The organism is Streptomyces sp. NPDC088147 (assembly GCF_044741565.1).
GTDB lineage: Bacteria > Actinomycetota > Actinomycetes > Streptomycetales > Streptomycetaceae > Streptomyces.
The window spans coordinates 469,559-492,939 of the sequence record NZ_JBIUSY010000008.1 but is presented as its reverse complement, the minus strand read 5'-3'; the positions used below and the strand labels follow the sequence as shown (position 1 = coordinate 492,939).

The 23,381-nt window shown below is 68.8% G+C and carries 23 protein-coding genes; 13 read left to right on the top strand and 10 right to left on the bottom strand.

The annotated features are described in order from the left end of the window. Window positions 1-40 precede the first annotated feature (40 nt). Window positions 41-667 (top strand): class I SAM-dependent methyltransferase, encoded by a 627-nt coding sequence (locus ACIOGX_RS28495; RefSeq protein WP_401917436.1) that lies wholly within the window; start codon window positions 41-43, stop codon window positions 665-667. Window positions 668-1,131: 464 nt separating this feature from the next. After that, window positions 1,132-2,406 carry a glycosyltransferase gene (locus ACIOGX_RS28490; RefSeq protein WP_401917434.1) on the top strand — a complete coding sequence of 425 codons (1,275 nt, stop codon included), beginning with the start codon at window positions 1,132-1,134 and terminating at the stop codon, window positions 2,404-2,406. A gap of 233 nt (window positions 2,407-2,639) precedes the next feature. Here the strand turns inward: ACIOGX_RS28490 and ACIOGX_RS28485 are convergent, their stop codons facing one another. After that, complete coding sequence (locus ACIOGX_RS28485; RefSeq protein WP_356516118.1) at window positions 2,640-3,062, bottom strand: MarR family winged helix-turn-helix transcriptional regulator; 423 nt, start codon at window positions 3,060-3,062, stop codon at window positions 2,640-2,642. Between the two features lie 129 nt (window positions 3,063-3,191). On the opposite strand from ACIOGX_RS28485, the gene ACIOGX_RS28480 reads away from it, so the two are divergent. Then, window positions 3,192-4,025, top strand: a complete 834-nt coding sequence (locus ACIOGX_RS28480; RefSeq protein ID WP_401917432.1) for an SDR family NAD(P)-dependent oxidoreductase — start codon at window positions 3,192-3,194, stop codon at window positions 4,023-4,025. A gap of 113 nt (window positions 4,026-4,138) precedes the next feature. On the opposite strand, the gene ACIOGX_RS28475 is transcribed toward ACIOGX_RS28480, so the two are convergent. Beyond that, window positions 4,139-4,636, bottom strand: coding sequence for a DUF6328 family protein (locus tag ACIOGX_RS28475; protein WP_383972916.1), 498 nt, complete (start codon window positions 4,634-4,636; stop codon window positions 4,139-4,141). Window positions 4,637-5,107: 471 nt separating this feature from the next. Between ACIOGX_RS28475 and ACIOGX_RS28470 the strand changes: the two genes are divergently transcribed. Then, window positions 5,108-5,596, top strand: coding sequence for a hypothetical protein (locus ACIOGX_RS28470; RefSeq protein ID WP_401917430.1), 489 nt, complete (start codon window positions 5,108-5,110; stop codon window positions 5,594-5,596). A gap of 551 nt (window positions 5,597-6,147) precedes the next feature. On the opposite strand, the gene ACIOGX_RS28465 is transcribed toward ACIOGX_RS28470, so the two are convergent. Together ACIOGX_RS28465 and ACIOGX_RS28460 are read right to left on the bottom strand one after the other, a co-directional pair. Continuing rightward, complete coding sequence (locus ACIOGX_RS28465; RefSeq protein ID WP_383972919.1) at window positions 6,148-6,366, bottom strand: hypothetical protein; 219 nt, start codon at window positions 6,364-6,366, stop codon at window positions 6,148-6,150. A gap of 167 nt (window positions 6,367-6,533) precedes the next feature. Beyond that, on the bottom strand, window positions 6,534-7,553 hold the full coding sequence (locus tag ACIOGX_RS28460) for a helix-turn-helix domain-containing protein (protein WP_401917427.1): 1,020 nt from the start codon (window positions 7,551-7,553) through the stop codon (window positions 6,534-6,536). Between the two features lie 493 nt (window positions 7,554-8,046). Here ACIOGX_RS28460 and ACIOGX_RS28455 point away from each other — a divergent pair, with 493 nt between their 5' ends. Next, window positions 8,047-8,400: a DUF4333 domain-containing protein gene (locus ACIOGX_RS28455; RefSeq protein ID WP_401917425.1), complete on the top strand. Its 354-nt coding sequence runs from the start codon at window positions 8,047-8,049 to the stop codon at window positions 8,398-8,400. Between the two features lie 187 nt (window positions 8,401-8,587). Here ACIOGX_RS28455 and ACIOGX_RS28450 read toward each other — a convergent pair whose 3' ends face one another. Then, on the bottom strand, window positions 8,588-9,196 hold the full coding sequence (locus ACIOGX_RS28450) for a TetR/AcrR family transcriptional regulator (RefSeq protein ID WP_401917423.1): 609 nt from the start codon (window positions 9,194-9,196) through the stop codon (window positions 8,588-8,590). A 93-nt stretch (window positions 9,197-9,289) separates the two neighbouring features. Between ACIOGX_RS28450 and ACIOGX_RS28445 the strand changes: the two genes are divergently transcribed. Further along, on the top strand, window positions 9,290-10,039 hold the full coding sequence (locus ACIOGX_RS28445) for an SDR family NAD(P)-dependent oxidoreductase (protein WP_401768531.1): 750 nt from the start codon (window positions 9,290-9,292) through the stop codon (window positions 10,037-10,039). A 168-nt stretch (window positions 10,040-10,207) separates the two neighbouring features. On the opposite strand, the gene ACIOGX_RS28440 is transcribed toward ACIOGX_RS28445, so the two are convergent. Next, complete coding sequence (locus tag ACIOGX_RS28440) at window positions 10,208-11,089, bottom strand: hypothetical protein (protein ID WP_401917421.1); 882 nt, start codon at window positions 11,087-11,089, stop codon at window positions 10,208-10,210. A 10-nt stretch (window positions 11,090-11,099) separates the two neighbouring features. Continuing rightward, window positions 11,100-11,663 carry a papain-like cysteine protease family protein gene (locus tag ACIOGX_RS28435; RefSeq protein WP_356516138.1) on the bottom strand — a complete coding sequence of 188 codons (564 nt, stop codon included), beginning with the start codon at window positions 11,661-11,663 and terminating at the stop codon, window positions 11,100-11,102. A gap of 518 nt (window positions 11,664-12,181) precedes the next feature. Between ACIOGX_RS28435 and ACIOGX_RS28430 the strand changes: the two genes are divergently transcribed. Continuing rightward, complete coding sequence (locus ACIOGX_RS28430; RefSeq protein ID WP_401917419.1) at window positions 12,182-12,970, top strand: alpha/beta fold hydrolase; 789 nt, start codon at window positions 12,182-12,184, stop codon at window positions 12,968-12,970. 142 nt (window positions 12,971-13,112) lie between these two features. Here ACIOGX_RS28430 and ACIOGX_RS28425 read toward each other — a convergent pair whose 3' ends face one another. After that, the gene (locus ACIOGX_RS28425; RefSeq protein WP_401917570.1) at window positions 13,113-13,925 is read right to left on the bottom strand and encodes an EamA family transporter; all 813 of its coding nucleotides are present in this window, start codon (window positions 13,923-13,925) and stop codon (window positions 13,113-13,115) included. A gap of 166 nt (window positions 13,926-14,091) precedes the next feature. Here ACIOGX_RS28425 and ACIOGX_RS28420 point away from each other — a divergent pair, with 166 nt between their 5' ends. Beyond that, entirely contained in the window at window positions 14,092-14,994 is a 903-nt protein-coding gene (locus ACIOGX_RS28420) for a LysR family transcriptional regulator (protein WP_401917417.1), read from the top strand. Between the two features lie 50 nt (window positions 14,995-15,044). Here ACIOGX_RS28420 and ACIOGX_RS28415 read toward each other — a convergent pair whose 3' ends face one another. Further along, window positions 15,045-15,785: an NIPSNAP family protein gene (locus ACIOGX_RS28415; protein ID WP_401917415.1), complete on the bottom strand. Its 741-nt coding sequence runs from the start codon at window positions 15,783-15,785 to the stop codon at window positions 15,045-15,047. A gap of 126 nt (window positions 15,786-15,911) precedes the next feature. Here ACIOGX_RS28415 and ACIOGX_RS28410 point away from each other — a divergent pair, with 126 nt between their 5' ends. Then, complete coding sequence (locus tag ACIOGX_RS28410) at window positions 15,912-16,889, top strand: helix-turn-helix transcriptional regulator (RefSeq protein ID WP_401917413.1); 978 nt, start codon at window positions 15,912-15,914, stop codon at window positions 16,887-16,889. A gap of 216 nt (window positions 16,890-17,105) precedes the next feature. On the opposite strand, the gene ACIOGX_RS28405 is transcribed toward ACIOGX_RS28410, so the two are convergent. After that, on the bottom strand, window positions 17,106-18,098 hold the full coding sequence (locus ACIOGX_RS28405; RefSeq protein WP_356516148.1) for a LacI family DNA-binding transcriptional regulator: 993 nt from the start codon (window positions 18,096-18,098) through the stop codon (window positions 17,106-17,108). A gap of 328 nt (window positions 18,099-18,426) precedes the next feature. On the opposite strand from ACIOGX_RS28405, the gene ACIOGX_RS28400 reads away from it, so the two are divergent. From ACIOGX_RS28400 to ACIOGX_RS28385, 4 genes are all read left to right on the top strand, one after another. Beyond that, window positions 18,427-20,151, top strand: a complete 1,725-nt coding sequence (locus ACIOGX_RS28400) for a discoidin domain-containing protein (protein ID WP_401917411.1) — start codon at window positions 18,427-18,429, stop codon at window positions 20,149-20,151. A 200-nt stretch (window positions 20,152-20,351) separates the two neighbouring features. Then, window positions 20,352-21,722 carry a DUF1996 domain-containing protein gene (locus ACIOGX_RS28395; RefSeq protein WP_401917409.1) on the top strand — a complete coding sequence of 457 codons (1,371 nt, stop codon included), beginning with the start codon at window positions 20,352-20,354 and terminating at the stop codon, window positions 21,720-21,722. Window positions 21,723-21,748: 26 nt separating this feature from the next. After that, a complete protein-coding gene (locus ACIOGX_RS28390; protein ID WP_401917407.1) occupies window positions 21,749-22,510 on the top strand; it encodes a hypothetical protein in 762 nt (253 codons plus the stop codon). Between the two features lie 232 nt (window positions 22,511-22,742). Continuing rightward, complete coding sequence (locus tag ACIOGX_RS28385) at window positions 22,743-23,282, top strand: hypothetical protein (protein WP_401917405.1); 540 nt, start codon at window positions 22,743-22,745, stop codon at window positions 23,280-23,282. Window positions 23,283-23,381 lie beyond the last annotated feature (99 nt).

Here is a 23,381-nt window from a genome sequence, read left to right as displayed (position 1 = left end):
TGAGCACTAGAGTTGGACTCTAAATTCTTGGAGGGTGGCGATGAGTGAGACGCGGACGGCTGCGGAGCTCGATCAAGAGGCTGCCGTACGCCGCGAGTTGGAGGACTTCTACCGCGACGGCAGGCCGCCCTGGGACAGCGGCATCACGCCGCCCGAGCTCGTGGCCCTGGTGGAGGGGCCTGACGCACTGGTGCCGGGCCAGGTCCTCGAACTCGGCTGCGGCACCGGCACCAACGCGGTGTACCTGGCCCGGCACGGCTGGCGGGTGGCGGCCGTCGACCTGGTCGACCGCGCTGTCCGGCAGGCGAGGGGGAAGGCCGCCGCGGCCGGAGCGGACGTCACGGTGCTGTGCGGGGACGCCACCCGACTGGACGAGGTGGGCGTGCCCGGCCCGTACGATCTGTTCTTCGACCTGAGCTGTTATTGCGGGATTCCACCGCACCGCCGCGATGCCTACGCGGCCGGCCTGACGAAACGTGCCGCTCCCGGCGCACGACTGCTGATGTTCGGCTACGGGCCCGAGGCGTTCGACGACCCGATCTCCGGTGTCACCGCCGACGAACTCACCACCAGGTTCACCGAGTGGCACCTGGCCGACGTGACACCCGGCACGAACCCGGTCCCGACGTTCTGGTTCACACTGCACCGCGCCGCCACCACGGCATGAGCCCAGCCCGCCTTCGATGGCACCCTGTACGAGACGACCTGGTCGCCGCGGCACCTTCGCGAGGGCGTCCGGCGTCAGGGGCGAGATGTCGTCGTGCGATACGACTGATGAGCCCGTTCGGGTGACATGGCATCGCTCGGGTCCGACACGCCCAACGAGGCTGATAACACGGGAACATGACGAAGTTCAGCGCCTTGGGGCTCGCGCTCCTCACCGCTCCGCCGCTGCTCGCCGACGCCGCCGGCCACCGAGACGCGGTGTCGCTCCCTGTCGGACGGGGGCGAAGCCGCGCCGTGGCCTCTCCGCCGCCGGGCTGGAGGTGACGGCGCTCACCCGGGACACCGAAGGTGGCGGCCGTATCCGGGCCACCTTCACCTCGGCGTCCTGATCGTCCGCTCCGCTGCGGTCACGTCGCCTTGGACGCGGCCGCAGCTCCATCCTCCGTACCGGAAAAAGGGTGTGTCGTGCGGGTTCTGTTCACCACTCTCGCCAGTCCCTCGCACGGCCGCGCGCAGCTCCCCCTGGCTCGGGCGCTCGCGGCGGCAGGACACGACGTGCTCGTGGCCACCACCCCGGCCCTCGCCTCCGTCTTCGCACGGGACGATGTCCGGGTGGCCGTCCCCGTGACCGTGCTCACTCCGCAGTCCTTCATCACACCCGAACTGGTCGAGCAGGCGACGCGGCAGGGCCGGGGGAGCGGTGAACAGCAGGACGTCCTGGTGAGCCTGCTGCCCCGCATCGTCTCGGGCCCGATGGCCAGGAAGCTCTGGGAAGAGATCTTGCCGGTGGCGAGGGACTTCCGGCCGGACCTTGTCCTGCGCGACGGCATGGACTTGGGCTCCTGCCTGATCGCGGAACGCCTCGGCATCCCGCAGCTGTCCACGCCGTCGGGCACCAGCAACTTGCTCGACCCCGCCGAGGTGCTGCCCGGCCTCAACGACCTGCGGAAGGAACTCGGGCTCGCCTGCCGGCAGGACCCGCTCTCGCTCGTCCCCCACGGGCATATCGACTACGTGCCGCCCGCGTTCTCGTTCGCCCAGCACCTGACCCCGTCGTGGGCCTACCGGCAGACCCTGTCCGTGGACCGCGGCTCCGTCCTGCCGCGGTGGATCGCCCAACTGCCCACCGACCGGCCCCTGGTGTTCGCCGCCCTGGGCACCGCGTTGCCGATGGCCAGGGAGTTGGCAGCCGACAACGGGCACGAGCGGTCGTCGCTCCCGATGCCGGATCCGACGGTGACACTACGGTCGATGATCGAGGCGGTATCGCGACTGGAGGAGTGCACCGTCCTCGTCGCCACCTCCGGCATCCCGGCGGACACCGACGGCCTGCCGCCGCACGTGCATGTCACCGACCGGGTGCCACAGCCCCTGCTGCTGGACTCCGTCGACCTGTTCCTCACCCACGGCGGCTTCAACAGCATCCGGGAGTCCCTGCGCACGGCCACCCCGATGGCGGTGCTCCCGCAGTTCGGCGACCAGTTCGCCAACGCGCGCCGCGTCGAGCGGCTCGGCCTCGGCCGGGAGATCACCGAAAGTACCCCCGACGGCATCAGTGCAGCCCTGCGCGAGACCCTGACCGACCCTCGTGTCCTGGCCAGAGCGCGTCAGGCCCGGATGGCGATGCTGACGCTGCCGGAGATCGACAGCGCCGTGACTGATCTTCAGGAGATCATCGGTGCCGGCGCACCAACTCGTTGGAATCCGTCGCACAAAAACCAGGGCGACAAGGCCGTGTGAGCTGCCCGGCCCTGCCCTGCCCTGAACTTTCTGATCCGCTCTCTCCCCGGTGGGCGTGATCAGCGGGTCGCGGACGGTGGCGCCCCGTTCGGCTACGTCAACGACCGCCTGGCCCTGCGGGAGTCCCACCGGAACCCGTACGGCGATGACCGCACTCCCGCCGACAAGGCCGTCGCCTGGCTCGACGCGCACCGTCCGTTGAGGCGGGGCCACCGGCCTGCCGCGCGCGGACCTCAGTCCGTCCGATCGAGCACCCGCCGCAGAATCTCGGCGAGGCGGGCGATCTCCTCCGGCTCGCAGTCGGCGAACGGGGTCCGATCGAGTGTCAGCCGCACGACGCGCTCGCGCATCTCCCGACCCCGTTCGGTCAGCACGGCCACCCGGACGCGCCGGTCGGCGGGATCCGCACCGCGCTCGACGAGCCCGTGGTCGATCAGCTGATTGACGACAAAGCTGAGGTTGGGCGCATTGCAGTGCATGCGGCCCGCCAGCACCTTCATGGACGGCGCGGGCTCATCCGGCTCGATCAACCACAGCGCCTGCGCCGTCGCGGGTGTGAGTCCCAGCTCGTCCAACGGCTTGGCGAGGCGGTCGGCGGTGCGCATGAACAGCTCGTGGTTGGCGCGCACCACCGATTCCAGAGCCTCGTTCGTCATGGCCGAAGACTAGCACTGTGCTTCGAGACTCGAAGCTGTTACGTTTACTTATGCTTCGAGACTCGAAGCACTTTGGGTTGCTCCGGCACGCCTCGACGGCGGCCGGCCGCATGGGAAGGACACACGCACATGGGCGACTACTCCGGCATCACCGCGCTGGTCACCGGGGCTTCGAAAGGGCTGGGCGAGGCGTACGCCCGTGAACTGGCCCTCCGCGGGGCCCGCTTGGTACTCGTGGCCCGCTCCGGCGACGCGCTGCGCCGGAACGCCGAGCGGATCCGGGAAGAACACGGAGTCGAGGTCGAGACCGAGGCGCTCGACCTGGCCGTCGCCGACGGGGTGCCCCGGCTGATCGCGGAGCTGGACCGGCGGGGCAGGACCGTCGACCTCCTGGTCAACAACGCGGGCGCCGGTACCGTCGGCCCCTTCCTGGACTCCGCGCCGGAGCGGCACGCCGACTCGGTCGAGCTGAACATCGTGGCCCTGATGCATCTGACCCACGCGCTCGGCGGCCGCATGGCGGCACGGGGGAGCGGAGGCATCATCAACGTGGCGTCCACGGCGGCGTTCCAGGCCATGCCGTACCAGGCGACCTATGCGGCGACGAAGGCGTTCGTGCTGTCGTTCACCGAGGCGCTCGCCGAGGAGCTCCGGGGAAGCGGGGTGCGGGTCATGGCGGCCCATCCCGGAGCCACCGCCACGGGATTCTTCGACGGCACCACCGCCACGATGAATCCCGCGTTCACCGATCGGCCCGAACGCGTCGCGGCCAAAACCCTCGACGCCTTTGCCAAGGGGGCCATCAACGCCTACCCGGGCCGCCCGAGCACACGTGCGACCACCTGGGTCGGCCGGCTGCTGCCCCGCACCGTGGTAACGCGTGCCACAGGGCGGTTGAACCGGAGCCTGGGCCACCACCGCGCCCGCCACCTCGACGCCCCGGCGACGCCTGCGCAGCCGTGACCCGCTGCGGGGAGCACGCGCCGCTGTACGCGCCCGACTGTTCGGGGCAGGCTCAGTTGACCTCACTTCGGCGGTGATCGACTGACCGCCGCGCTAGCCGGGCACCGCACGTCTCACGGCGCGGTGTGGCGGTGGCGGGCCCACAGCGGAAGCACGAACCAGCTGGCCAGGTACCAGGCAATCACACCGGCCACCAGCCACGGTACGAATTGGTCGTGCGTGGCCACGCGGAGGACGAGGAACAGTGCCGAGGTCATCGTCGCCAGCAACAGCAACAGGCCGGTGACCGTGAGGCGCGAGGCCCATTGCACAGCCGCCGGCTTGATGCGCCGTCCTGAGACGATCCGGTGGAAGGACACGGGACCGATCAGCGCCCCGGTCGCCGCCGCGCCGAGGACAACGGTCACGATGTAGATCGTCTTGTCGGTCTGCTCCAGTTGCTGGTAATGCGGAGTGAACACAACAGTCAGCAGGAAACCGAACAGGATCTGCACTCCGGTCTGGGCCACCCGCACTTCCTGGATGAGTTCGCCCCACTTACGGTCCGCCTGCTCCTCCGCGGTCTCGTCACGTCCTCTGTCCGCCGGCCCCTCCGCCGCGCCGTTCGACATCCGCTCCCCCACTTCATCTCAGCAGCCCGTCGCACTCACGCGGGCTGTTGTCGGATCACCTGGCCCCAATGGGGCCTGCGGTGGCGCGTGCCGCCCATCGTCGAGAGGAGGCGTTCGGCACCGCGATGATCTGCCATCACGTTGACAGTGCCTCTAGTACCCGCGTTCGAGTCGTACACGCCGGTCAGCGCAGGGGGACGCCTGTCATGGGTATGCGCCGCGGAGGCAGTGACCGCGACGGGAAGGGCGGAGACGCGGAGACGATTGCTCATGGGGCCGGCTGTATCGTGAAGTGGTCCAAGCGCCCGCCCAGTTGACAGGGCTCCGCTGCGCTCCGGCTCCGACGCCGCAGGCGCTCGTCGCCATCACCCGCAGCCGCCGGGGCCCGGGACAAACTGCTCCGCCCCACCCCGACTGGAGGCCCCCTCGGTGTTCGTCGAAAGGGCACTTACTGGTGCCCCGTTGGCTCTGGTGATTCTCGCCCTGTCCGGCTGCTCGTCCCCCTGGGCCTGCACCGACACGAGGGCGGAGCGCGGTGAGGCCGGTGTCAGGGTGCAGGTCGAGGACACGTCCGGGCGGCCGCTCGGCGTCACCGCCGAGGTCGTTGACTGGCGCCTGGAGCCCCATCCGCAGGTGCCCTCCGAAGGTGACCAGGTCCGCTTCCACTACCGCTTCGACGGCGCCGACGAGATATCCGGCCCTGCGGTGGACGCCTGCGCGGTCGATAAGGAGCGCGTGGCGTTGGGGTGCCAGACGGTGTATTCGTCCGAGGCGTGGTCCCGGCCGGACGGTGGCCTCACGGGCGACGACTGGTTCGCCGTCGAGCACCCTGAGCAGGTTGCCGGAGTGCTGTTGATCCCCAATGACCAGTCCTACGACGGACGAACCTGCGAGCAGGACATCAAAGACGGAGGCGGTGCGCATCCTCCGGAACCAGCTGGGATGGGGGATCAACTGTAGGGAGGTCAAGGCGGTTGAGCAGCCGCCGAGAGCGATTCCGGTGCTTACGCGGAAGTCGAGTTGGCCCGGCAGGCCGCAGAAGTTGCTCGCCCGAAGAAGAACGGGAGCCGTCCCGGCGCGGAAGCCGTGGCGCCGTGCCGTTACGGTCCGCCGCGACGGCCGCGAACCGTACAGTCTCGGCGAGGCGATCATGGCGATGATGACCGAGCGCGCCCGGAGTGCTCCGGGCCGCCGGTTGGCGGCGTCCCCGCCCACAGGAGTGGCATCCTCACCGCGGTCCCCCCGCAACTCGCCGGGCGCGCCCAGGCCGTGAGGTTCCGGAGGAGACCGGGCAACTGCGCGTCGTCCCGCGAGGCGTCGGGCAGGAGGCCGTAGTCGTACGGCTCGGGGCGCCGGTCTCTCCGCGCTCGATCACGGACAGCACGAGGCCCCGGGAGTCGATCCCGGGGCCTCGCCGTGCACGTCGCATGACCGACCAGCCCGCGACCCACACCCAGCTCAGCCAGGGAGCCCCGCCGCGGGTCGGTAAGCCTGGTCCGGGACCAAATCGTCTAGGCGCGCTTGCAGGCCTGGTTGATGTGGGTGCCGTTGGTTATCCCGAGCGATATCAGCTTCGCGGTACAGAGGGGATGGGCGCCGCCGAGGAACGTGCCGTGGCTGCATGCCGACCGAACGCCGTCCCCGACGAGGTAGCCCTTGCCGGCCAGGTAGCTCGTGCACTGGCTCTGTGTGGCCTGTGCCGAGGTAGCGGTCGCCAGTGGTATTCCCACTGCTCCCACGGTCATCGCCAAAGCGACCAGGGCTCGTCTCATCTTCATGTTTTCTCCCCGTTGGGCCCCGGACGCCTCCCGGGGGCACGTGGTGGTGACGGGATCGATCTTGCCGTGGTGTCGCCAGAACGGCTTTGGCGTGGAGACCACACTTCTTGACGATGCGTCTACATCGCAGCCCCGAGTGCCGGCAGCGTTGTTGGCCTCGTATCCGAGGGCGAACCGCCGTGGACCTGGTGACGGTAGTCGCGGGGCGAGAGGCCAAACGCGGTGGTGAAAGCGCGGGTGAAGGCTGCGTGATGGGTGAAGCCCCAGCGGGCGGCGATGCGGTGGACAGGGACCGTGTACTGGGCCCGGTCGGCCAGGTCGCGGCGGGCGTTTTCCAGGCGCTGGCCGCGTATCCAGGCCGAGACGGTGAGGTCCTGGTTCCGGAAGAGGCTGTGCAGGTAGCTGGTCGAGATGTTGTGCGCGGCAGCGATCGCACCGGGTGTGAGACCCGGGTCGTGCAGATGGTGCTGGATGAAGGTCCGGATGCGCAGGGGCAGGGTCCGGCGGTGCGTCTCGGGCGGCAGATCATCGTCGGCATCGAGGTGGTGGGCCAGCGTGGCGGTGAACAGATCGATCAGGATCGTCTCCAGCCGCTGTTCGTCAGCGGGCTTGTACGAGCCGCTGTCGTCCGCCAGGCGGGCCAGGAAGCCGGCGAGCAGCGCGCCCGGCCCTTCCTGTGCCGACATCCGGCGGGTCAGCAGTCGGCCGACGGCATGCGCGGGCAGGGGTACGAGTGTCTTGGGCACTTCGAGCCCCACGCCGCGAAGGGGCTCGCCGAATACACGGCATTCATACGGCTGTGAGGTGTCGACGATGTACATCTCGTTGGCGCCGTGGACGGCTTCGCGCCCGGCTTGTGAGATGGCCATCGAACCATTCATCGGGAGGGAGAGGTGGTAGTTCTCCGGATCGGACTGCCGGATCAGCTGGGGAGTCCGCTGGCAGCGCATCGGCTGCTGCATGTCTCCCGGCCAGATCGAGAGAGAACCGAGTTGGAGGAGGCTCGTCTCCGCGCTGAATGTGGAGTGGTCGTCACTGTTCATGTCCATGGGACACAGCAGCCGGGTCATGCACTCACGCCAGTAACCGAATCGTTCCGCTGCGGGCACTCCCTCGGTCCGGAACACCGTCTCCATCATCGCCTTCTCCCCTCGCGAGAGGGGCGCGGCGCTGGTTCGTACGGTGAGGCCCATGGCCTCCAGTGGCCGCAGACTTCATGGAACCGGGCTTCCACGGTGTACTCCTTTGCCCCGTCGTTATTGGCGGTTATGCCTCTTGGACGGGACGGCTCCCGCACGTTGTGACATGAACGAAGGTGACCTGCGTCTCGTCTCTCGCACCGCGGCGGGAGCATCCCTTGCCGCCGTTCAGGTCCGCCGCCGGGACATCGCCCCGGGCCCGAGCGTCCCCGATCGGACGAAGGCCCCCCCATGTCCGGCGAACCCTCAGGTGAGCTTCCTGCGAACAAGCTGAGAAGCGACGCCCCGCCCCACTCCTCGCCCTTCAGAGGGTGCACAAGCTCCTCTCCGGCCGCGCGGGCAGTGGTAGGGAAGCACTCTGCGGGAAGCGAGAGGTGGCTTCATCTCACCAGACGGGTTGTATGGGCATGGACAACCGGATAGGACTGTCCGCGTGACTGATCAACGCAGCTTCGCCCGTACCGTCATCACGCTCTCCCTTGCCGTGATCGCCTGTTGCGCGCTCACCTACACCATCATGCTGTTGGCCGGGAGTCCCGCCGTGCAGCCGCACCGCGTTCTGGATCAGGACGCGTTGGCGCGGGCCGTGCTCAACAACGTCGAATCCGATGACGCGTTCGCCAAGCCCCCGACCATCGACGATGTCAGCTGCCCCGCTTCCATCCCCGTCGAGGCGGGCCGGGAGTTCGAATGCAAGGTCGTCGGCGTCGGCGACGGCAACAGCAGCGGCCGTGCCTGGGTCAAGGTGAAGATCAAGGACGATCAGGGCGACCTGTCACTGGGCTGAGGAACGGCGGAGCGGGCGAGCGGGGCGGCAGCCGTGACATTGGGCCATCCCGGCGCCTGCTGGTGCCAGTAGGGCACCACCGATAGCCCCGGCCACAGCTCCAGGCCAGGGGCGAGACCGTCAACGCCCCGATACCTTCCAAGCCCATCGGTGAGCCTCGAAGACCCTGGCAGGTCAAAGAGCAAGCTCAGGCGGGTGGCCAGTTGTGGAGGGCGGCGTCCGCGACCCGCTCGAGTTCGTCGCGGGTGGCACCCGTGGCCGCCTGGACCGCGATGCCGTTCGCCATGGTCATGAGGTAGTGGGCGAGGGTGTCCGGGTGGGTGCCGACGGGCAGGTCGCCTTCGTCGATGGCTCGTTGGAAGCGATCGCGAAGGTGTGCTCGGTTGTCGTCGCGCCACGCGGCGAGCGCGTCGGCAACGCTCTGTCCGAGGTGTTCCGCGGCAAGGAAGCCCTGGACGCCGAGGCATCCGGCCGGACAGCCGGCCCGGGTGGAGGCCTGGATGGAGCCGGTGAGGTAGGCGGTGGCCACCTCCCGGGCGGTGGGCTCCCGCAGGGCGCGGGCGGTGTAGGAGGCGGGGCCCTCTGCGTAGCGTTCCAGGGCCTTTCGGAAGAGGTCTTCTTTGTTGCCGAAGGCCGCGTACATGCTGGTCTTGGTGATTCCCATGGCTCGGGTCAGGTCGGTGAGGCTGACGCCGTCGTAGCCGTGTTCCCAGAAGACGACCATGGCCCGTTGCAGGGCCTCGTCGGTGTCGAACCCTCGCGGCCGGCCGATTGGTGCCCTGCTCGTCGCTTCCACGCTCCCGATCGTACTTCTTCTGTCCCGATCGGACCAGAAGTGCTACGGTCTATTTCTGTTCCGATCGGAACAGAAATAGGGAGAGGTCACACCATGGGAACGCTCGAAGGCAAGACGGCTGTCGTCACGGGTGGCGGAACGCGGGGGATCGGCCGGGCCACTGCTGCGCGGCTGGCGGCCGAGGGGGCGCATGTGTTCATCACCGGCCGACGCGAGGCCGAGCTGAAGGAGGCGGTCGAATCCATCGGCTCCGCGGTCACCGCGGTGCCGGGCGACATCACCGACCCGGCCGATCTGGACCGGCTGTACGACACGGTGCGCGAGCGGGGGCGGGGCCTGGACGTACTGTTCGCCAACGCGGCCACCGCCTCGTTCGCGACGCTGGAGCAGATCACCGGCGAGGACTTCGACCGCATCTTCGCGGTCAATGTCAAGGGCACGCTCCTGACCGTGCAGAAGGCACTCCCTCTCCTCAACGACGGTGCCTCGGTCATCCTGAACGCCTCCACGGCCGCCGACCGCGGCACACCGGCGTTCGGCGCGTACGCGGCGTCCAAGGCCGCCGTCCGGTCCTTCGCGCGGACCTGGGCCAACGAACTCAACAGCCGGGGCATTCGTGTCAACGCGATCTCGCCAGGGCCCATCGACACCTCCGGCATCACCGAGCTCGTCGGCGAGGAGAACGCAGCAGCCTTCAAGGCGGACGTCGGGTCAAAGGTCGCCATCGGCCGGATCGGACGCCCGGAGGAGGTCGCCGCCGCGGTCGCCTTCCTCGCCTCCGCGGACAGCAGCTACATGATGGGCGCCAACCTGTACGTCGACGGCGGCGAGAATCAGATCTGATGCGGCTCCACTGCTCGACAACAGCTATGTGCGAGTGGGCGCGTTGGTGAGCTACCGCTGTCGGCTGCCCGCGATGACGGGATCTTCTCGGCACCGATCCGGGAGTCCGGCCGGCCACCGGCCCCGGGCCCGGATCCGCCTGGGGATCCGGGCCCTTGGGGGACGGGGTCAGCGGGTGCTTGTCCGCCGGCGCCGACGGAGCACGGCGGCTCCGCCCACGAGGGCGAGTGCCGTGCCGGAACCGCCGGCAAGGAGCAAAGCGGAGGGCGAGGCGTCGTCGTCCGTGCTCTGGAGGCCGTAGCCGCTGGAGTAGCCCTTGCTGTCGTACTCCGAGCCGGGCAGCTTGTCGGCGTAGCGGGCCTTGACGAGTTTCTGGTAGTCGCTGAGTGACACCGACGCCTTGCCGCCCAGCCCTTGCCGGGCCTGGTCGTTGAGCGGCTCGACGGTGAGGAGTCTGAGCTGGTACCAGCCGCGGATCTGCGGCTCGGTGAAGACCAGTGTGCCCGCGGTGGCCTTGCCGGCGTATGTGGCGTCGCTGTCGCCGTCGCGCATGGCCGCCAGATGCCAGCCGCCGCCCTGGGTGGGGGCGAGGACGACGGTGACGTTGCGGCCGTTGACGGTGGTGCTCAGCGAGGAGACCAGCTGCGTCAGCTTGATCGCCTCGGTCGGCAGGGGCCGGGCGGTGCCTGCGGCGAACCCGGGGGTGATTTCGTTCCCCGCCACCGGATCCTTGATCGTGAAGACCGGGAGGCCCTGGCAGGGCTCGGCCGTCTCGGGGATCGTCTGCACCGGCTTGCCGGCGTCGCCGGTGGGCAGCGGAGTGCGCAGGAAGCGGCAGACGGCGTTGCGGACGTCCGTGGACTTCACCGCGTTGAGGGCGGCCCGGTAGTCAGGAATGTCGGCCGGAAGCGGGTCCTTGGCCGGCGCCGCGTGCGTCGGACCGACGACGGACAGCACCGCGGACGCACTCGCCGCGATGACGATGGACAGACGGGAGAAGCGGGTGGCAGCCCGCCTGCTGGACATTCTGGTGCCGCTGGTGTCGCGCATGTCGCCTGCCTTAGCGGGAGATACCGATGCGGGAGTGGGTCCACTTGGACGAGCTGTTGCTCACGTAGTCGTTGTAGTTCCACCACGTGTACGTGGTGGTGTCCGGCCACGGATCGGCCACGGCGATCGTGTTGTTCGACGTGTCGAAGCCGTAGACCACGTTCATGTGGCCGCCACCGGACGTCCACCCGATGCGGGTGCCGATCGGCCGGGCCGCCTTGACTTCGGTGTACACCTGGTTGAACGTGGCCGCGCTGCTCAGGCCCGAGCCGGGGCGGGTCATGCCGAGGCTGCTCCAGCCCTTGGCCATGTCGTCGAGCGTGGCGGGCTGGTTGTTGCAGCCGTAGTAGGGCTGAGCCCGGTTGCAGAAGTCTGTCTGTGTGGAGCCGAAGCCCTGGAACCTGGCGATGGTGAGCCCGGAGGCGACCCAGCACCACTGGGTCTTCTCCTGCTTCAGCATGCTGATGTTGTCCTGGCCCGCTTCCGCGCGAGCCGTGCCTCCCGCGGCCACGAGCGATCCCAAGGCGGCCAGCGCGATGGCCGACGCCGTGGTTCCGTACCTGAACCTGCCCATTTTCCTGCCTTCCCCTGATGGGTGCAACGAGATGAACGGGGCAATCTGGCAGGGGTATGACAGCACATCACTTATGACGCATATAGGGGACGTGCGGGAAACTACCCCCTACTGATTACTTATCAGGTAATGATGCGACTCAAGGCGGCGTACCGTCCGCTCGGCGTGCATGCCCGACCCGGCAGGGGCGGGTTCAACAGTCCGTGGTGCGGCCGGTTCTGCCACTTCGCGACGATCCACTCGTCCCACTCGTCCCCCCACTCGTCGCGGGAGGCACCAGCCTTGACCGCATCGACGCGCAGACTGGAGCTGTTCGACCCGCGGGGGCCTCCGTGTTCCGCGCGCACACGTCCAAGTCGATGCCGTGCCAGGGGCGTTCGGGGCCGTTCCGGCGCACACGCAGGTCGTACAGTCCTCCCAGCGGCGGGCGGTGACCGGGGCTTCCGGCCGGCCAGGGGCTGCCCGAAGCCCCGGTGTCACGACGCGCTGGGTCCTGACCATGAGGAGTGACGATCTGCATGCCGTACACGACGACGCCCGACGGTGTCGGTATCGCCTATCAGGTACAGGGTGAGGGGGCGCCGCTGGTTCTGCTGGCGGGCCAGTCGAACAACCACCACTGGTGGGACGGGGTACGGGACGATTTCCACGGCGACCACAGCACCATCACGTTCGACTACCGCGGTACGGGGCAGAGCGACAAGCCCGACACGCCCTACAGCACCGAGCTGTTCGCCCTGGATGTGATCTCGGTGCTCGACGGTCTCGGTGTCGACCGGGCCGATGTCTACGGGACATCCATGGGCGGGCGTGTGGCCCAGCAGCTCGCGGCCCGCCATCCGGGCCGGGTGCGTGCCCTGGTGCTCGGGTGCACGTCGCCCGGCGGGCCGCACGCGGTTGAACGCACCGACGAGGTGCGCCGGTCGCTGGTGCGGACGCAACCGGATGCGGCGCGGCAGGCCCTGCTGGAGTTGATGTACACCCCGGCCTGGCTGGCGGAGAACCCCGGCCCCTACCAGACGCTCGGGGACCCGGGGATGCCCGCCCATGCCCGGCGTCGCCACCTGGCGGCCAGCAACCAGCACGACGCGTGGCAGCTCCTGCCGGGCATCGGCGCACCCACTCTGGTCGTGCACGGCGGCGACGACCTGCTCAACCCCGCCACCAACGGCCCCCTGCTCGCGGACCGTATCCCCGGCGCCCGACTGCACATGATCCCCGGAGCGAGGCACGCCTATTTCGAGGAGTACCGCGCCGTCGCGAGCCCGCTCGTCCTGGACTTCCTCACCACAGTGCGGCAGCGGTGACGAGCGGCACGGCGCACGGGCGGGGGGCCGCTTGGTAACGGCCCGCGCCACTACGTCACTGATCTCAACTAAGCCTGGCAGAAACAGGCTTGGGGTGGCGTAAGCGTAAGCGTAGGTGTGGACGTGGACGTAGGCGTGATCTTCACGGGATCTTCCGGCGGGCGGTGGAGACCGCGACGGTGTTCGCCGTGACGATCACCGCAATCGCGAGCCAGGCAAGGGTATCGAGCCGCTGTCCGAGGACGGCGAGGCCGATCAGGGCGGCAAAGACGGGATTGACGCTCATGAACACCCCGAAGAAGTGTGCCGGGACGCGGCGCAGCGCCAGCAGGTCGGCCAGGAACGGCACCGCCGAGGAGAGCACCCCCGCCGCCAGGGCGCAGCCCAGCGCGGCGGGCGTGGGCGGGTGATGCCACAGCACGCACGCGCCGACGGGAAGGTAGAGGGTGCCGGAGACGGCCGCTGCGGCGGCGGAGCCTTCCAGGCCGGGCAGGCGGGCGCCGACGGTCCGGTTGAGCAGTATGTAGCCGGCCCAGCATGCCGCGGCCAGCAGGGCCAGGCCGATGCCCAGATAGTCGGTGGAGGGCGTGGGGCGGGTGAGGACGGCCACCGCGCCTGCGGCCGACACGGCGGCGGCCAGGTCGACACGGCGGCGTGAGCCGGCCAGGGCGATGGCCAGCGGCCCGAGGAACTCCAGTGTGACGGCCAGCCCGAGTCCGATCCGGTCGATCGCCATGTACAGGGAAAGGTTCATCCCGGCGAACACCAGGGCGAGGCCCAGGACAGGACGCCACTGCGCGGCCGTGAAGTGCCGCAGCCGGGGTCGGCCGACGGCGCCGAGGACCATGGCGGCCACCCACTGGCGTACCGCCACCACCCCGGCGGGCCCGAGTACCGGGAAGGCCAGCGCCGCGATGGCGGCGCCCGTCTGGTTGGACAGTCCGCTGCCCAGCATCAGAGCCACCCCGGCCCCGCGCCCTGTACTCCGCGGTGGGGCGGCCCCGTCGGCCGCGGTGGAACAGGGCGTCACGGAGGAGGAATTGAGCTTCATGCCTGCCCACGATGGGAGAGCCATCGGTATACGCAAAATGCATCCATGCACGCACCTATACGCTGGGCGTATGGATAAGGCGGGGAGCGGGGCGGCCGGGCTGGAGCTGAAGCACGTGCGGTGCCTGGTCGCCATCGTGGACACCGGCAGTTTCACCGACGCCGCCCATGAACTCGGCGTCTCCCAGGCCGCCGTCTCCCGTACCCTCGCCGGCCTCGAAAGGCTCCTCGGGGTACAACTGCTGCACCGCACCAGCCGCAGTGTGGCTCCCACCGCCGCAGGGGTGCGGGCGCTGGCCCGCGCCCGCGTCCTGCTCGCCGGCGCCGAGGATTTCGTCCGTGAAGCCACCACCGGCCACACCCGCCTGCACATCGGCCACGCCTGGTCCGCCTTCGGCCGGTACACCACCGAGTTCCAGCGCCGTTGGCACGAACAGCACCCCGAGACCGACCTGCGCCTCATCCGCCACAACAGCCCCACCGGCGGTCTCGCGGAAGGGTTGTGCGACCTCGCCGTCATCCGTGCTCCGATCGACCTGAAACCGTGGTCCCACGCGCGGATCGGCGACGAGGCGCGCTGTGTCGCCATGGCGTCCGACGACCCATGGGTCCGGCGGCGCCGTATCCGCCTGGACGAGGTCCCGGCCCGTACCCTGGCCATCGACCGCCGGACCGGCACCACCGCCCTGGGCCTGTGGCCCGAGCGAGAAGGCCCCGCGGTCGAGTTCACCCACGACATCGACGACTGGCTCGCCGCCATCGCCACCGGCCGCTGTATCGGACTCACCCCTCAGGCCACCGCCGCCCAGTACCGCCGCGACGGCATTGCCTACCGCCCTCTCCGCGGCGCCGAACCGGTCCCCGTCCACCTCATCTGGCGCGCCCACACCACCCATCCCGCCACCCACGCCGCGATCGCCCTCGCGGTCGGCCTCTACCGCGAAGGCCAAGGCGCCCCGCGCTCGCGTAGGTGACCCGATGCGCGCAGTTCCGCGCGGGACGGGCCAAAGCCGGCTGAGACGGGTCAGGAGAGGACCGAGCGGCCGGTGGGCGCCAGCCGCAGTATCCGGGGCGCTGTTGTCTGTTCCCGCTCAATGCCCGGCAGGATCTCGTCCCGGACAAGGGGATGGGCCAGTACATCGGCGAGGTGTTGCCGGCACGCGCTCTCGGCGGGGTAAGAGGTGAAGATCGCGGCGACGTTCTCCCCACTACGGATGGGCAGCCTGGGGAATGTGTTGTGTGCGGTCTCGGTGGTGAGGGCGACGAGTGGTGCGGGTCCTGTGCTGTGCAGGGCGGGAAGGAGCCCGTCCCGGATCAGTGCGACGCCGTCGGAACGTCCTGGCGGGAAGGACCACACGGTGGCGGACACGAATCGGTCCGGTGCGGGAGCACCGAACCGGGGACGCCTGGACGAGGAGAGAGCGAAGCCGTGCTCGTCCGAGAGGGGGCGCAGGAGCAGGACGTCGTCGGAGTCGAGCATGGTGGCGTTGGCCTGGGGGCCGTGCTCGGCCCAGGCGGGGCCGTTGTAGAAGGCTGTCAGCGCGTGGTGTCGTGCCGCCATGTCCCGGAACCCGCGCAGCCAGACGAAGCGGTCCGGGTCGTCGAGGTCCCGGAACTGGCCGAGGACGAACATCCCGGCCTCTTCCTGGGTTTCGACGAACTCCCGGTCGAACAGCTCGATGAGTTCGTCGCGTCGACCGGGACGCAGCGTGTACTGGCGAAGCTCGATCACGGCGATGGTGTCGGCAGGATCGGTAGGGGGCACGGCAGGCTCCTGTTCAGCGTTGTGCTTCCGGTGGGTTCCCGGCTCGTTCGCCGGGAGCCGGGTACGGACCGACGGTAGGGCGGGCGTGTGCCAGGGGGTGTCAGGGTTTCCGGGGAGAATGGGCCCATGTCTGCTGGTCGACTGCTTTCGGTGCTGCTGTTGCTGCAATCGCGCGGCCGTATGTCGGCGCGAGGGATCGCCGACGAGCTGGGTGTGTCCACGCGGACCGCGTACCGTGATCTGGCGCGTCTTCAGGCCACGGGCATTCCGGTCTACGCGGAGACGGGCCGCAACGGCGGCTACCGGCTGCTCGAGGGCTATCGCACCCGGCTGACCGGAATGAGCGAGGGTGAGGCGCGGGCGCTGTTCTTCGCCGGGCTGCCCGGCCCCGCCGCCGAACTTGGGCTGGCGTCGGAGGTGGCGGGAGCACGGCTGAAGCTGCTGGCAGCGTTGCCCGCGGGACTGCGCGAGGAGGCAGCGCGGACCGCGGAGGTGTTCCACCTGGACGCCCCGGCCTGGTACCGGGAGCCCGAACAGACGCCGTATCTCACCCTGTTCGTCGACGCGGTGCTCACGCGGCGTGTGGTGGAGGTGCGCTACCGACGTTGGCGTGCCCCGCAGGAGGTGGACCGCCGCCTTCGCCCCTACGGGCTGGTCCTCAAGTCAGGCGTCTGGTATCTCGTCGCCGCTTCGAAGAGCCGGATCGCGACCTACCGGGTCACTCACGTCCTCGACGCGACGCTCAGCGATGAACGATTCGACCGACCGCCGGACTTCGACCTGGGCGCGTACTGGAACTCGTATCTCGACGATTTCCGGACCCGCCGCTACAGCGGCCGGGCCACCATCCGCCTCTCCCCGCGGGGGCTCCGACGCCTGCCGGACAACCTTCCACCAGAGGTGGTGCGGGCGGTCGAGTCCACGGCGAGCGCCGTCGGCGACGACGGATGGGTGGAGGCGGTCATTCCCACCGAGAGCCCCGAGCACGTATGCGGTGAGCTGCTGCGGCTCGGTGTCGACGTCGAGGTCGTCGCGCCTGCGGAACTCCGCCAGGCCATGGCCGACACGGTGGGCGTCCTCGCCGGAGTGTACGGAACCACCTGACCCGCCAGGACCCACATCCGGCGGCCGTACGTCCGCGATCTCCGGACCAGCGCCGTACCGCGCGAACGGGTGAGGGCGACAACCGCACCGGTGGCGCCCCTCGTTCAAGGGCGCCTGCGTCCGGGGGCTCGGGACGCTCAACCGTCAGCCGCCCGAACACCCCTGTGCCGCAACGGTCAACCGCCGGGCGAGCAGCGCCTACGCCCGCCACCGGCATCAGGTCGATTCGCGCACCACGAGTTCATTCGGCATGATCACCGGCCCGGTGGGACCGCCGTCGATCAGGCCGAGGAGCAGGTGGACGGTGGCGGTCGCCTGGTCGGCCATCGGACTGCGCACCGAGGTGAGCGCGGGACTGGTGTAGGACGCGGCTTCGATGTCGTCGAAGCCGATGACCGCCACGTCCTCGGGCACACGGCGGCCCGCTTGATGGAGGGTGCGCAGGGCTCCGATCGCCATCAGGTCGTTGGCCGCGAACACCGCGTCGAGATCGGGATCGTCCTCCAGGAGCTGCCGCATGGCTTCGGCGCCGGAAGCTCTGGTGAATTCGCCCAGCGCCACGATGGAGCGTCGGCCGGTGTCACGCAGTGTCTGACGGTAGCCATCGAGACGCTCACGCGCCTCGTACAGTTCGAGTGGCCCCGTGATGGTGGCGATACGGCGCCGACCGCGTTCCAGAAGATGACGCACGGCCAGTGCCGCTCCGCCGGCGTTGTCCAGCGCCACGTACGGGACGTCCTGTGCGGAGGTGCGGTTGAAGGACACAACAGGCAGGCCCTGCCGTGCCAGTGAGGCCGGAAGCGGATCAGTACCGTGCAGGGCGACCAGAAGCACACCGTCCACATGCCCGCCGGCGATGTACCGCACCACTCTGGTCCGACTCTGGTCCGATTCCGCGAGCATGAGCACGAGCCGTTTGCCAGCCGCCTCGAGCTCTCTGCTGACGGCGCGGACCACGGCGGAGAACAGGGGGTCGTCGGAGACGACTCCTTGAGGCGGGTCGGAGACCACCACGGCGAGCGTGTCCGTGCGGCGGGTGACGAGATTGCGTGCCGCCCCGTTGGGCACGTAGCCCAGCTCCTGTACGGCGCGCATGACGACGTCTCGGATCTGCGGGGCGACCGTCGTCTCGCCGTTGATGACACGGGAGACGCTCGATTTGGACACGCCCGCTCGAGCTGCGACCACTTCGAGAGTGGGGCGTTTCATACCTGTCCGTCCCCTGTGCCGCAGCCCGGGTTCGTGCGCGGAGCGGGTTTTCTCATCGGGGCGACCTCCGGCTCTGCGTCATGACGATGTGAGCAGCGTATCCGCAGGCCGGGGCGGCATGAGCACGCTCGGGAGTGCGTCTCCCTCAGCGCCGCCCCCGTGGCCGACAGTGCGTCACCCCGATCATGAGAGACCGCTCCCTCTGCTTGTCGGCAATGTTACGCCGCTGTTTTTTCAAGGTGGAACAGCCCCTTGACAGCCTTTCCCGACCCCTCCATCCTCCCTTTCAGGGAGCGCTCCCTCACCTCCCCCACTTGAGGAGTCGCCCATGAAATCGCTGCTGCGCCGCTTCAACTTATTCTTGGCCCTCACGGCCTCACTGCTCGCTTTCGTCGCTCTCCCCGCCCCTTCCGCCCAGGCGGCGGAGGTCCTGCTCTCCCAGGGAAAGCCCGCCACCGCGTCGAGTACCGAGGGAGCCTTCAGCGCTCCGAGCGCCGTCGACGGCGACCCCGGGACGCGCTGGTCCAGCGCCTTCGCCGACCCGCAGTGGATTCAGATCGACCTCGGCGCGAGTGCCGAGATCAGCCGGGTCGTCCTCAACTGGGAAGCCGCATACGGCACGGCGTTCAGGATCGAGGTATCGAACAACGCGCAGAGCTGGACCGTCGTCCACCAGACGGCCACGAGCACAGGCGGCAACCAGAACCTGGCCGTCTCCGGCACCGGCCGCTATGTGCGCATGTACGGGACGCAGCGTGCCACCGCCTACGGCTTCTCGCTGTGGGAGTTCCAGGTGTACGGCACCGCCGGTGCCGGCGGTCCGGACGGTGACGCCGGCGGACTGCTCTCCTACGGCAGGCCGGGCACGGCTTCTTCCTCCCAGAGTGACCAGAACTGCTGGGAGTGCACGCCGGCCAGGGCCTTCGACCGGGATCCGGCCTCTCGCTGGGCCACAAGCTCCACCACGGGATGGACCGATCCAGGCTGGATCTCCATCGATCTCGGCGCGACGGCGCAGATCGACAAGGTCGTCCTGCAGTGGGATCCCGCCTACGCCAAGTCCTTCCAGATCCAGGTCTCGCCGAATGGAACCGACTGGACGCCGATCTATTCGACGACGTCCGGCACGGGCTTCAAGCAGACGCTGGCCGTCTCCGGCACCGGCCGCTATGTGCGCATGTACGGGACGCAGCGTGCCACCCCTTACGGCTACTCGCTGTGGGAGTTCCAGGTGTACGGCACGGGCGGCGATCCGATCCAGCCTCCGCCCCTGCCGAGCGACCCCGCGAACCCGCCGCGACTGGTGTGGAGCGACGAATTCGACGGCGCCGCAGGCGGCAAGCCCGACGCCTCGAAGTGGAGGGCCGATCCGGGCACCGGGCCGAACAACGAGCTGGAGTACTACACCGACCACCGCAACGCCTCACTCGACGGGGCGGGACACCTGGTGATGGAAGCACGCAAGGAGGCCACCGCCGGATCGTCATGCCCGCGTGACCCGTTGACCGGCAGCACCACCTGTCAGTACACCTCGGCGCGGATGAACACCGGCGCGACGTTCCAGTTCACCTACGGACGCGTCGAAGCACGCATCAAGGTGCCCAAGGGCAACGGTCTGTGGCCCGCGTTCTGGATGATGGGCGCCGACTTCCTGACGGGCCGGCCGTGGCCGTACAACGGCGAGATCGACATCGTCGAAGTCCTCGGCAAGGACGTGAAGACCGCTTACTCGACCGTCCACGCGCCCGCCTACAACGGCGGAGGCGGAATCGGCTCGCCGTACACACTGCCCGGGAACGCGGACTTCTCCGACGACTTCCACACCTGGGCCGCCGACTGGAACAGCAAAGGCATCACCTACAGCCTGGACGGCCGGACCGTCTTCACCCTCGACAAGGACCAGGTGGAGCAGACACGCGGACCGTGGATCTTCGACCACCCCCACTACATGATCCTCAACCTCGCGGTCGGAGGTGACTGGCCGGGCCCGACAGACGCCAGCACCCCCTTCCCGTCCAAGATGCTCGTCGACTACGTGCGGGTCTATCAGTAGTCCTCGGCCGCCCAGCGTTCGCGTAGATCCCGGGCCGCTCCGCCCGCACCCTCGGGGCGGCCCGGGACACCTGGATCACGCCGTGGGCACACGCCGCCGGTCCGGCTCCCGCTCTCCCCATCGCTCCGCTCCGGCAAGAACTCCGGCAAGAACTCCGGCAAGAAGAAGGCCCTTCACCCCGATGCCCATGAGGATGTGAGATGCGTAGATATCCCGCACATCTGTACACGCTGTTAGTGAACGCTCTGGTGGTCGTGCTGGCCGCCGCCGTGGGCTTGACCGTCTCGACCCAGCAGGCGCAGGCCGCGACGGTCACCGTCCAGGCCGAGTCCTACGCCGCCCAGTCAGGTGTCGCGTTGGAGGCGACCTCGGACACCGGAGGCGGGCAGAACGCCTCGTTCCTCGCCGACGGCGACTGGATGCGTTTCGACAACGTCGACCTCGGCGCGGCCGGCCGGCTGACGGTGTCCGCCCGGATCGCCTCCGCCGTCGGCTCGGGCACCTTGGAGTTGCGCACCGCCGGTCTGACCGGACCGCTGCTCGCCGTCCTGCCGATCTCCCCGACCGGCGGCTGGCAGAACTGGGCGACCCGGACCACCCAGGTCACCACCCACCCCACCGGTTCCCAGACGGTGTTCGCCGTGCTGCGCGGCACGGCACCCGGCGACTTCGTCAACATCAACTGGTTCTCCTTCGTCGGCGAGGGGGATGACGCGGCGGCTGGATGGGTTCCCATCGACCAGGCCAAGTGGAACGCTCAGCTGGCGCAGTTCCGTGCGATGACGCCGGCCGCGGTGCCCGCCGGTGTGGTCCGGGTTCCGGAGTTCAACGCCACCTGCACCTACAGTCACTCCAAGCCGGACGACCCCATCGTCTTTCCGGGCCTTCCCGGCGCGTCCCACATGCACAGCTTCTTCGGCAACAAGAGCACCAACGCGTTCTCCACGACCGATTCGCTGCTGGCCAACGCGCCGACCAGTTGCACCCCTGCCGACGACCTCTCGGCGTACTGGATTCCCACCCTCTACGAGAACGACAAGGCCGTCGAACCCGAGGGCATGATCGTCTACTACGGTTCCCGGCTCCCCGACCCCTCGGTGACGGTGCCCTTCCCGCAGGGATTCCGCATGATCGCGGGTGACGCCAGGGCGCAGACGCCCACCCCGGCCGGATCGCCGGGCCAGTTCTGGTGCGCCGGCGAGGGCGGTGAGACCGGCAGAAGTGCCGACGGCAACTGGCCGGTCTGCGCCCCGAAGGCCCACCTCACCCACCAGCTCGTCTTCCCCGACTGCTGGGACGGCAAGAACCTCGACAGTCCCGACCACAAGTCGCACGTGGCGTTCACCTACGACGGCAAGTGCAGCGGCGCCTACCCCGTCGCCATCCCCAACCTCTCTTTCGTCACCAGCTACCCGACCAGCGGCAGCACCCAGGGCTTCCGGCTGGCCTCGGGCATGCCATCGTCCATCCATGGTGACTTCTTCAATGCCTGGGACAACGCCGCTCTCGGACACCGCGTGAAGGACTGCATCACCCAGAAGGCCAAGTGCAGCTCCGCCGGCACGTTCTGACCCTCTGGACGGTATGAGCCGTGGCCATGGCGCTGCCGGCTGTCGGCTGCTCCGCGCAGCCGACAGCCGGCACGTCGCCGAGATCAGCTTTCACCGCCACCGCCACCGCCACCGCCACCGCTTGGTTCCTGTTGATGATCCCCATGGCCGAGCGTGCGCGGCTCCTGACCGATCCGGCGTCCTCGGTACTGGCGGCGGACCTCTCGGGCCGCAACAGGATCACGGTCCGCGCCCTGCCCTCCCTGCGTCGGATCAGCCAATTCGCCGTGTCCGCGCCGTCCCTCGACGAGGCGACCGGAGAACCGGACACGATCGACATCATGTTCCAGAGCGACGACAGGGTGGTCACCTTGTCAGGTTCGGTCCTCGAGTACTGGGACGCACGGCAAGGGCGCCGCCTCTCGTCCGCCGTGGAACTCCCCAGCCTCGCTCAGTACAGCCGAGGACCCGTTCTCCACCATGGGGCTCATCCGGATCGGGCATATGTCACGGCGAGCGTGCAGGGAGAGCCCGAGGTCCACACCATCGACCTGCGGACGGGAAGACGGGACGGGAAGCAGCGCATCCGCCTCGCCGAGGACCTGCTCACCGCGGAGTACCTGAGCATGCCGATGCAGGGCGATCTGGAGGACCCGTCCGAATCGGGAGGCAAGCTGACGCTCTTCGTGGGTGGCCTCCTCACTACCTCGTACGGCCTCTGTCGCCCTGTACATGAGGTGATCCCCACACTCGGGCAAGCTGCTGAAGGGGCTGGAAACGAGCGACGACGATCTGTTCGCCGGGGATGACGGCCGGCCTCGTCGTCGAGCTCATCAGGGACCTGCCCGTGCACCAGGTCATCGACGATGATCCCCGGATCTTCTGCACGATTCGCAGGATGCCGCAAACACACGGGAGTGAGACAATAGACGGGGTGAGCCGAAGTGTAGGCCCGGGTCGCAATGGCGGCCACGGTGTGGATTCGTTGAGGTGACGCGGGTGGTCTGTCCTCGGAATCAACCCCGTGTGGAGGAATTTGCGATGACGAAGATACGCGACGACCTTCTTCTCGCGCGGTCCGCCGTCACATCCCGGATCAACGCGCCTGCGGACAAGGTCGATATAGCCACGTGGCTGTTGAGTATCCCGGACGCGGAGTACCAGCGTTGCGCCCCCGGTGACCATATCTCCGCGGGCTACACGACGACGGACGACGGCCGGCCGATGTCGATCAACGTCGAGCAGGTCGGCAGCGCGCTCCTCATCGAGCACTACGTCGGTGAAATCACGGACAAGCTGCACTGCAAGATGGTGTCGACTTCCGATGTCTTCTCCGACGGTGGCCGCAGCAAGATCCAGGTGATCTGGGAGCTGACAGCGAAGCCCGACGGTGACGGACTGGAATTCACCAATGAGGTGACCGTGCATCCCACCGACGAATTCCTGGAGTTCCTGGAAAGGGCCGGTCTCACTTTCGACCAGGCGTCCGAGGCCCACAAGGTCGCCTCAACAGCGCACAACAGGCTGGAAACCCCGCACTTCGCCAAGAGTATCGAGAACGCGGCTCTCGCTGCCGCATAAAAGGAAGGGACCGGCCGCAGGGGCGGGCCACGCCTCATTTTGGTGCTGTCCCCTCGTAGGGACGCCAAGCGACCGTCGGCCGTTCCCTCGTTCGTTCGC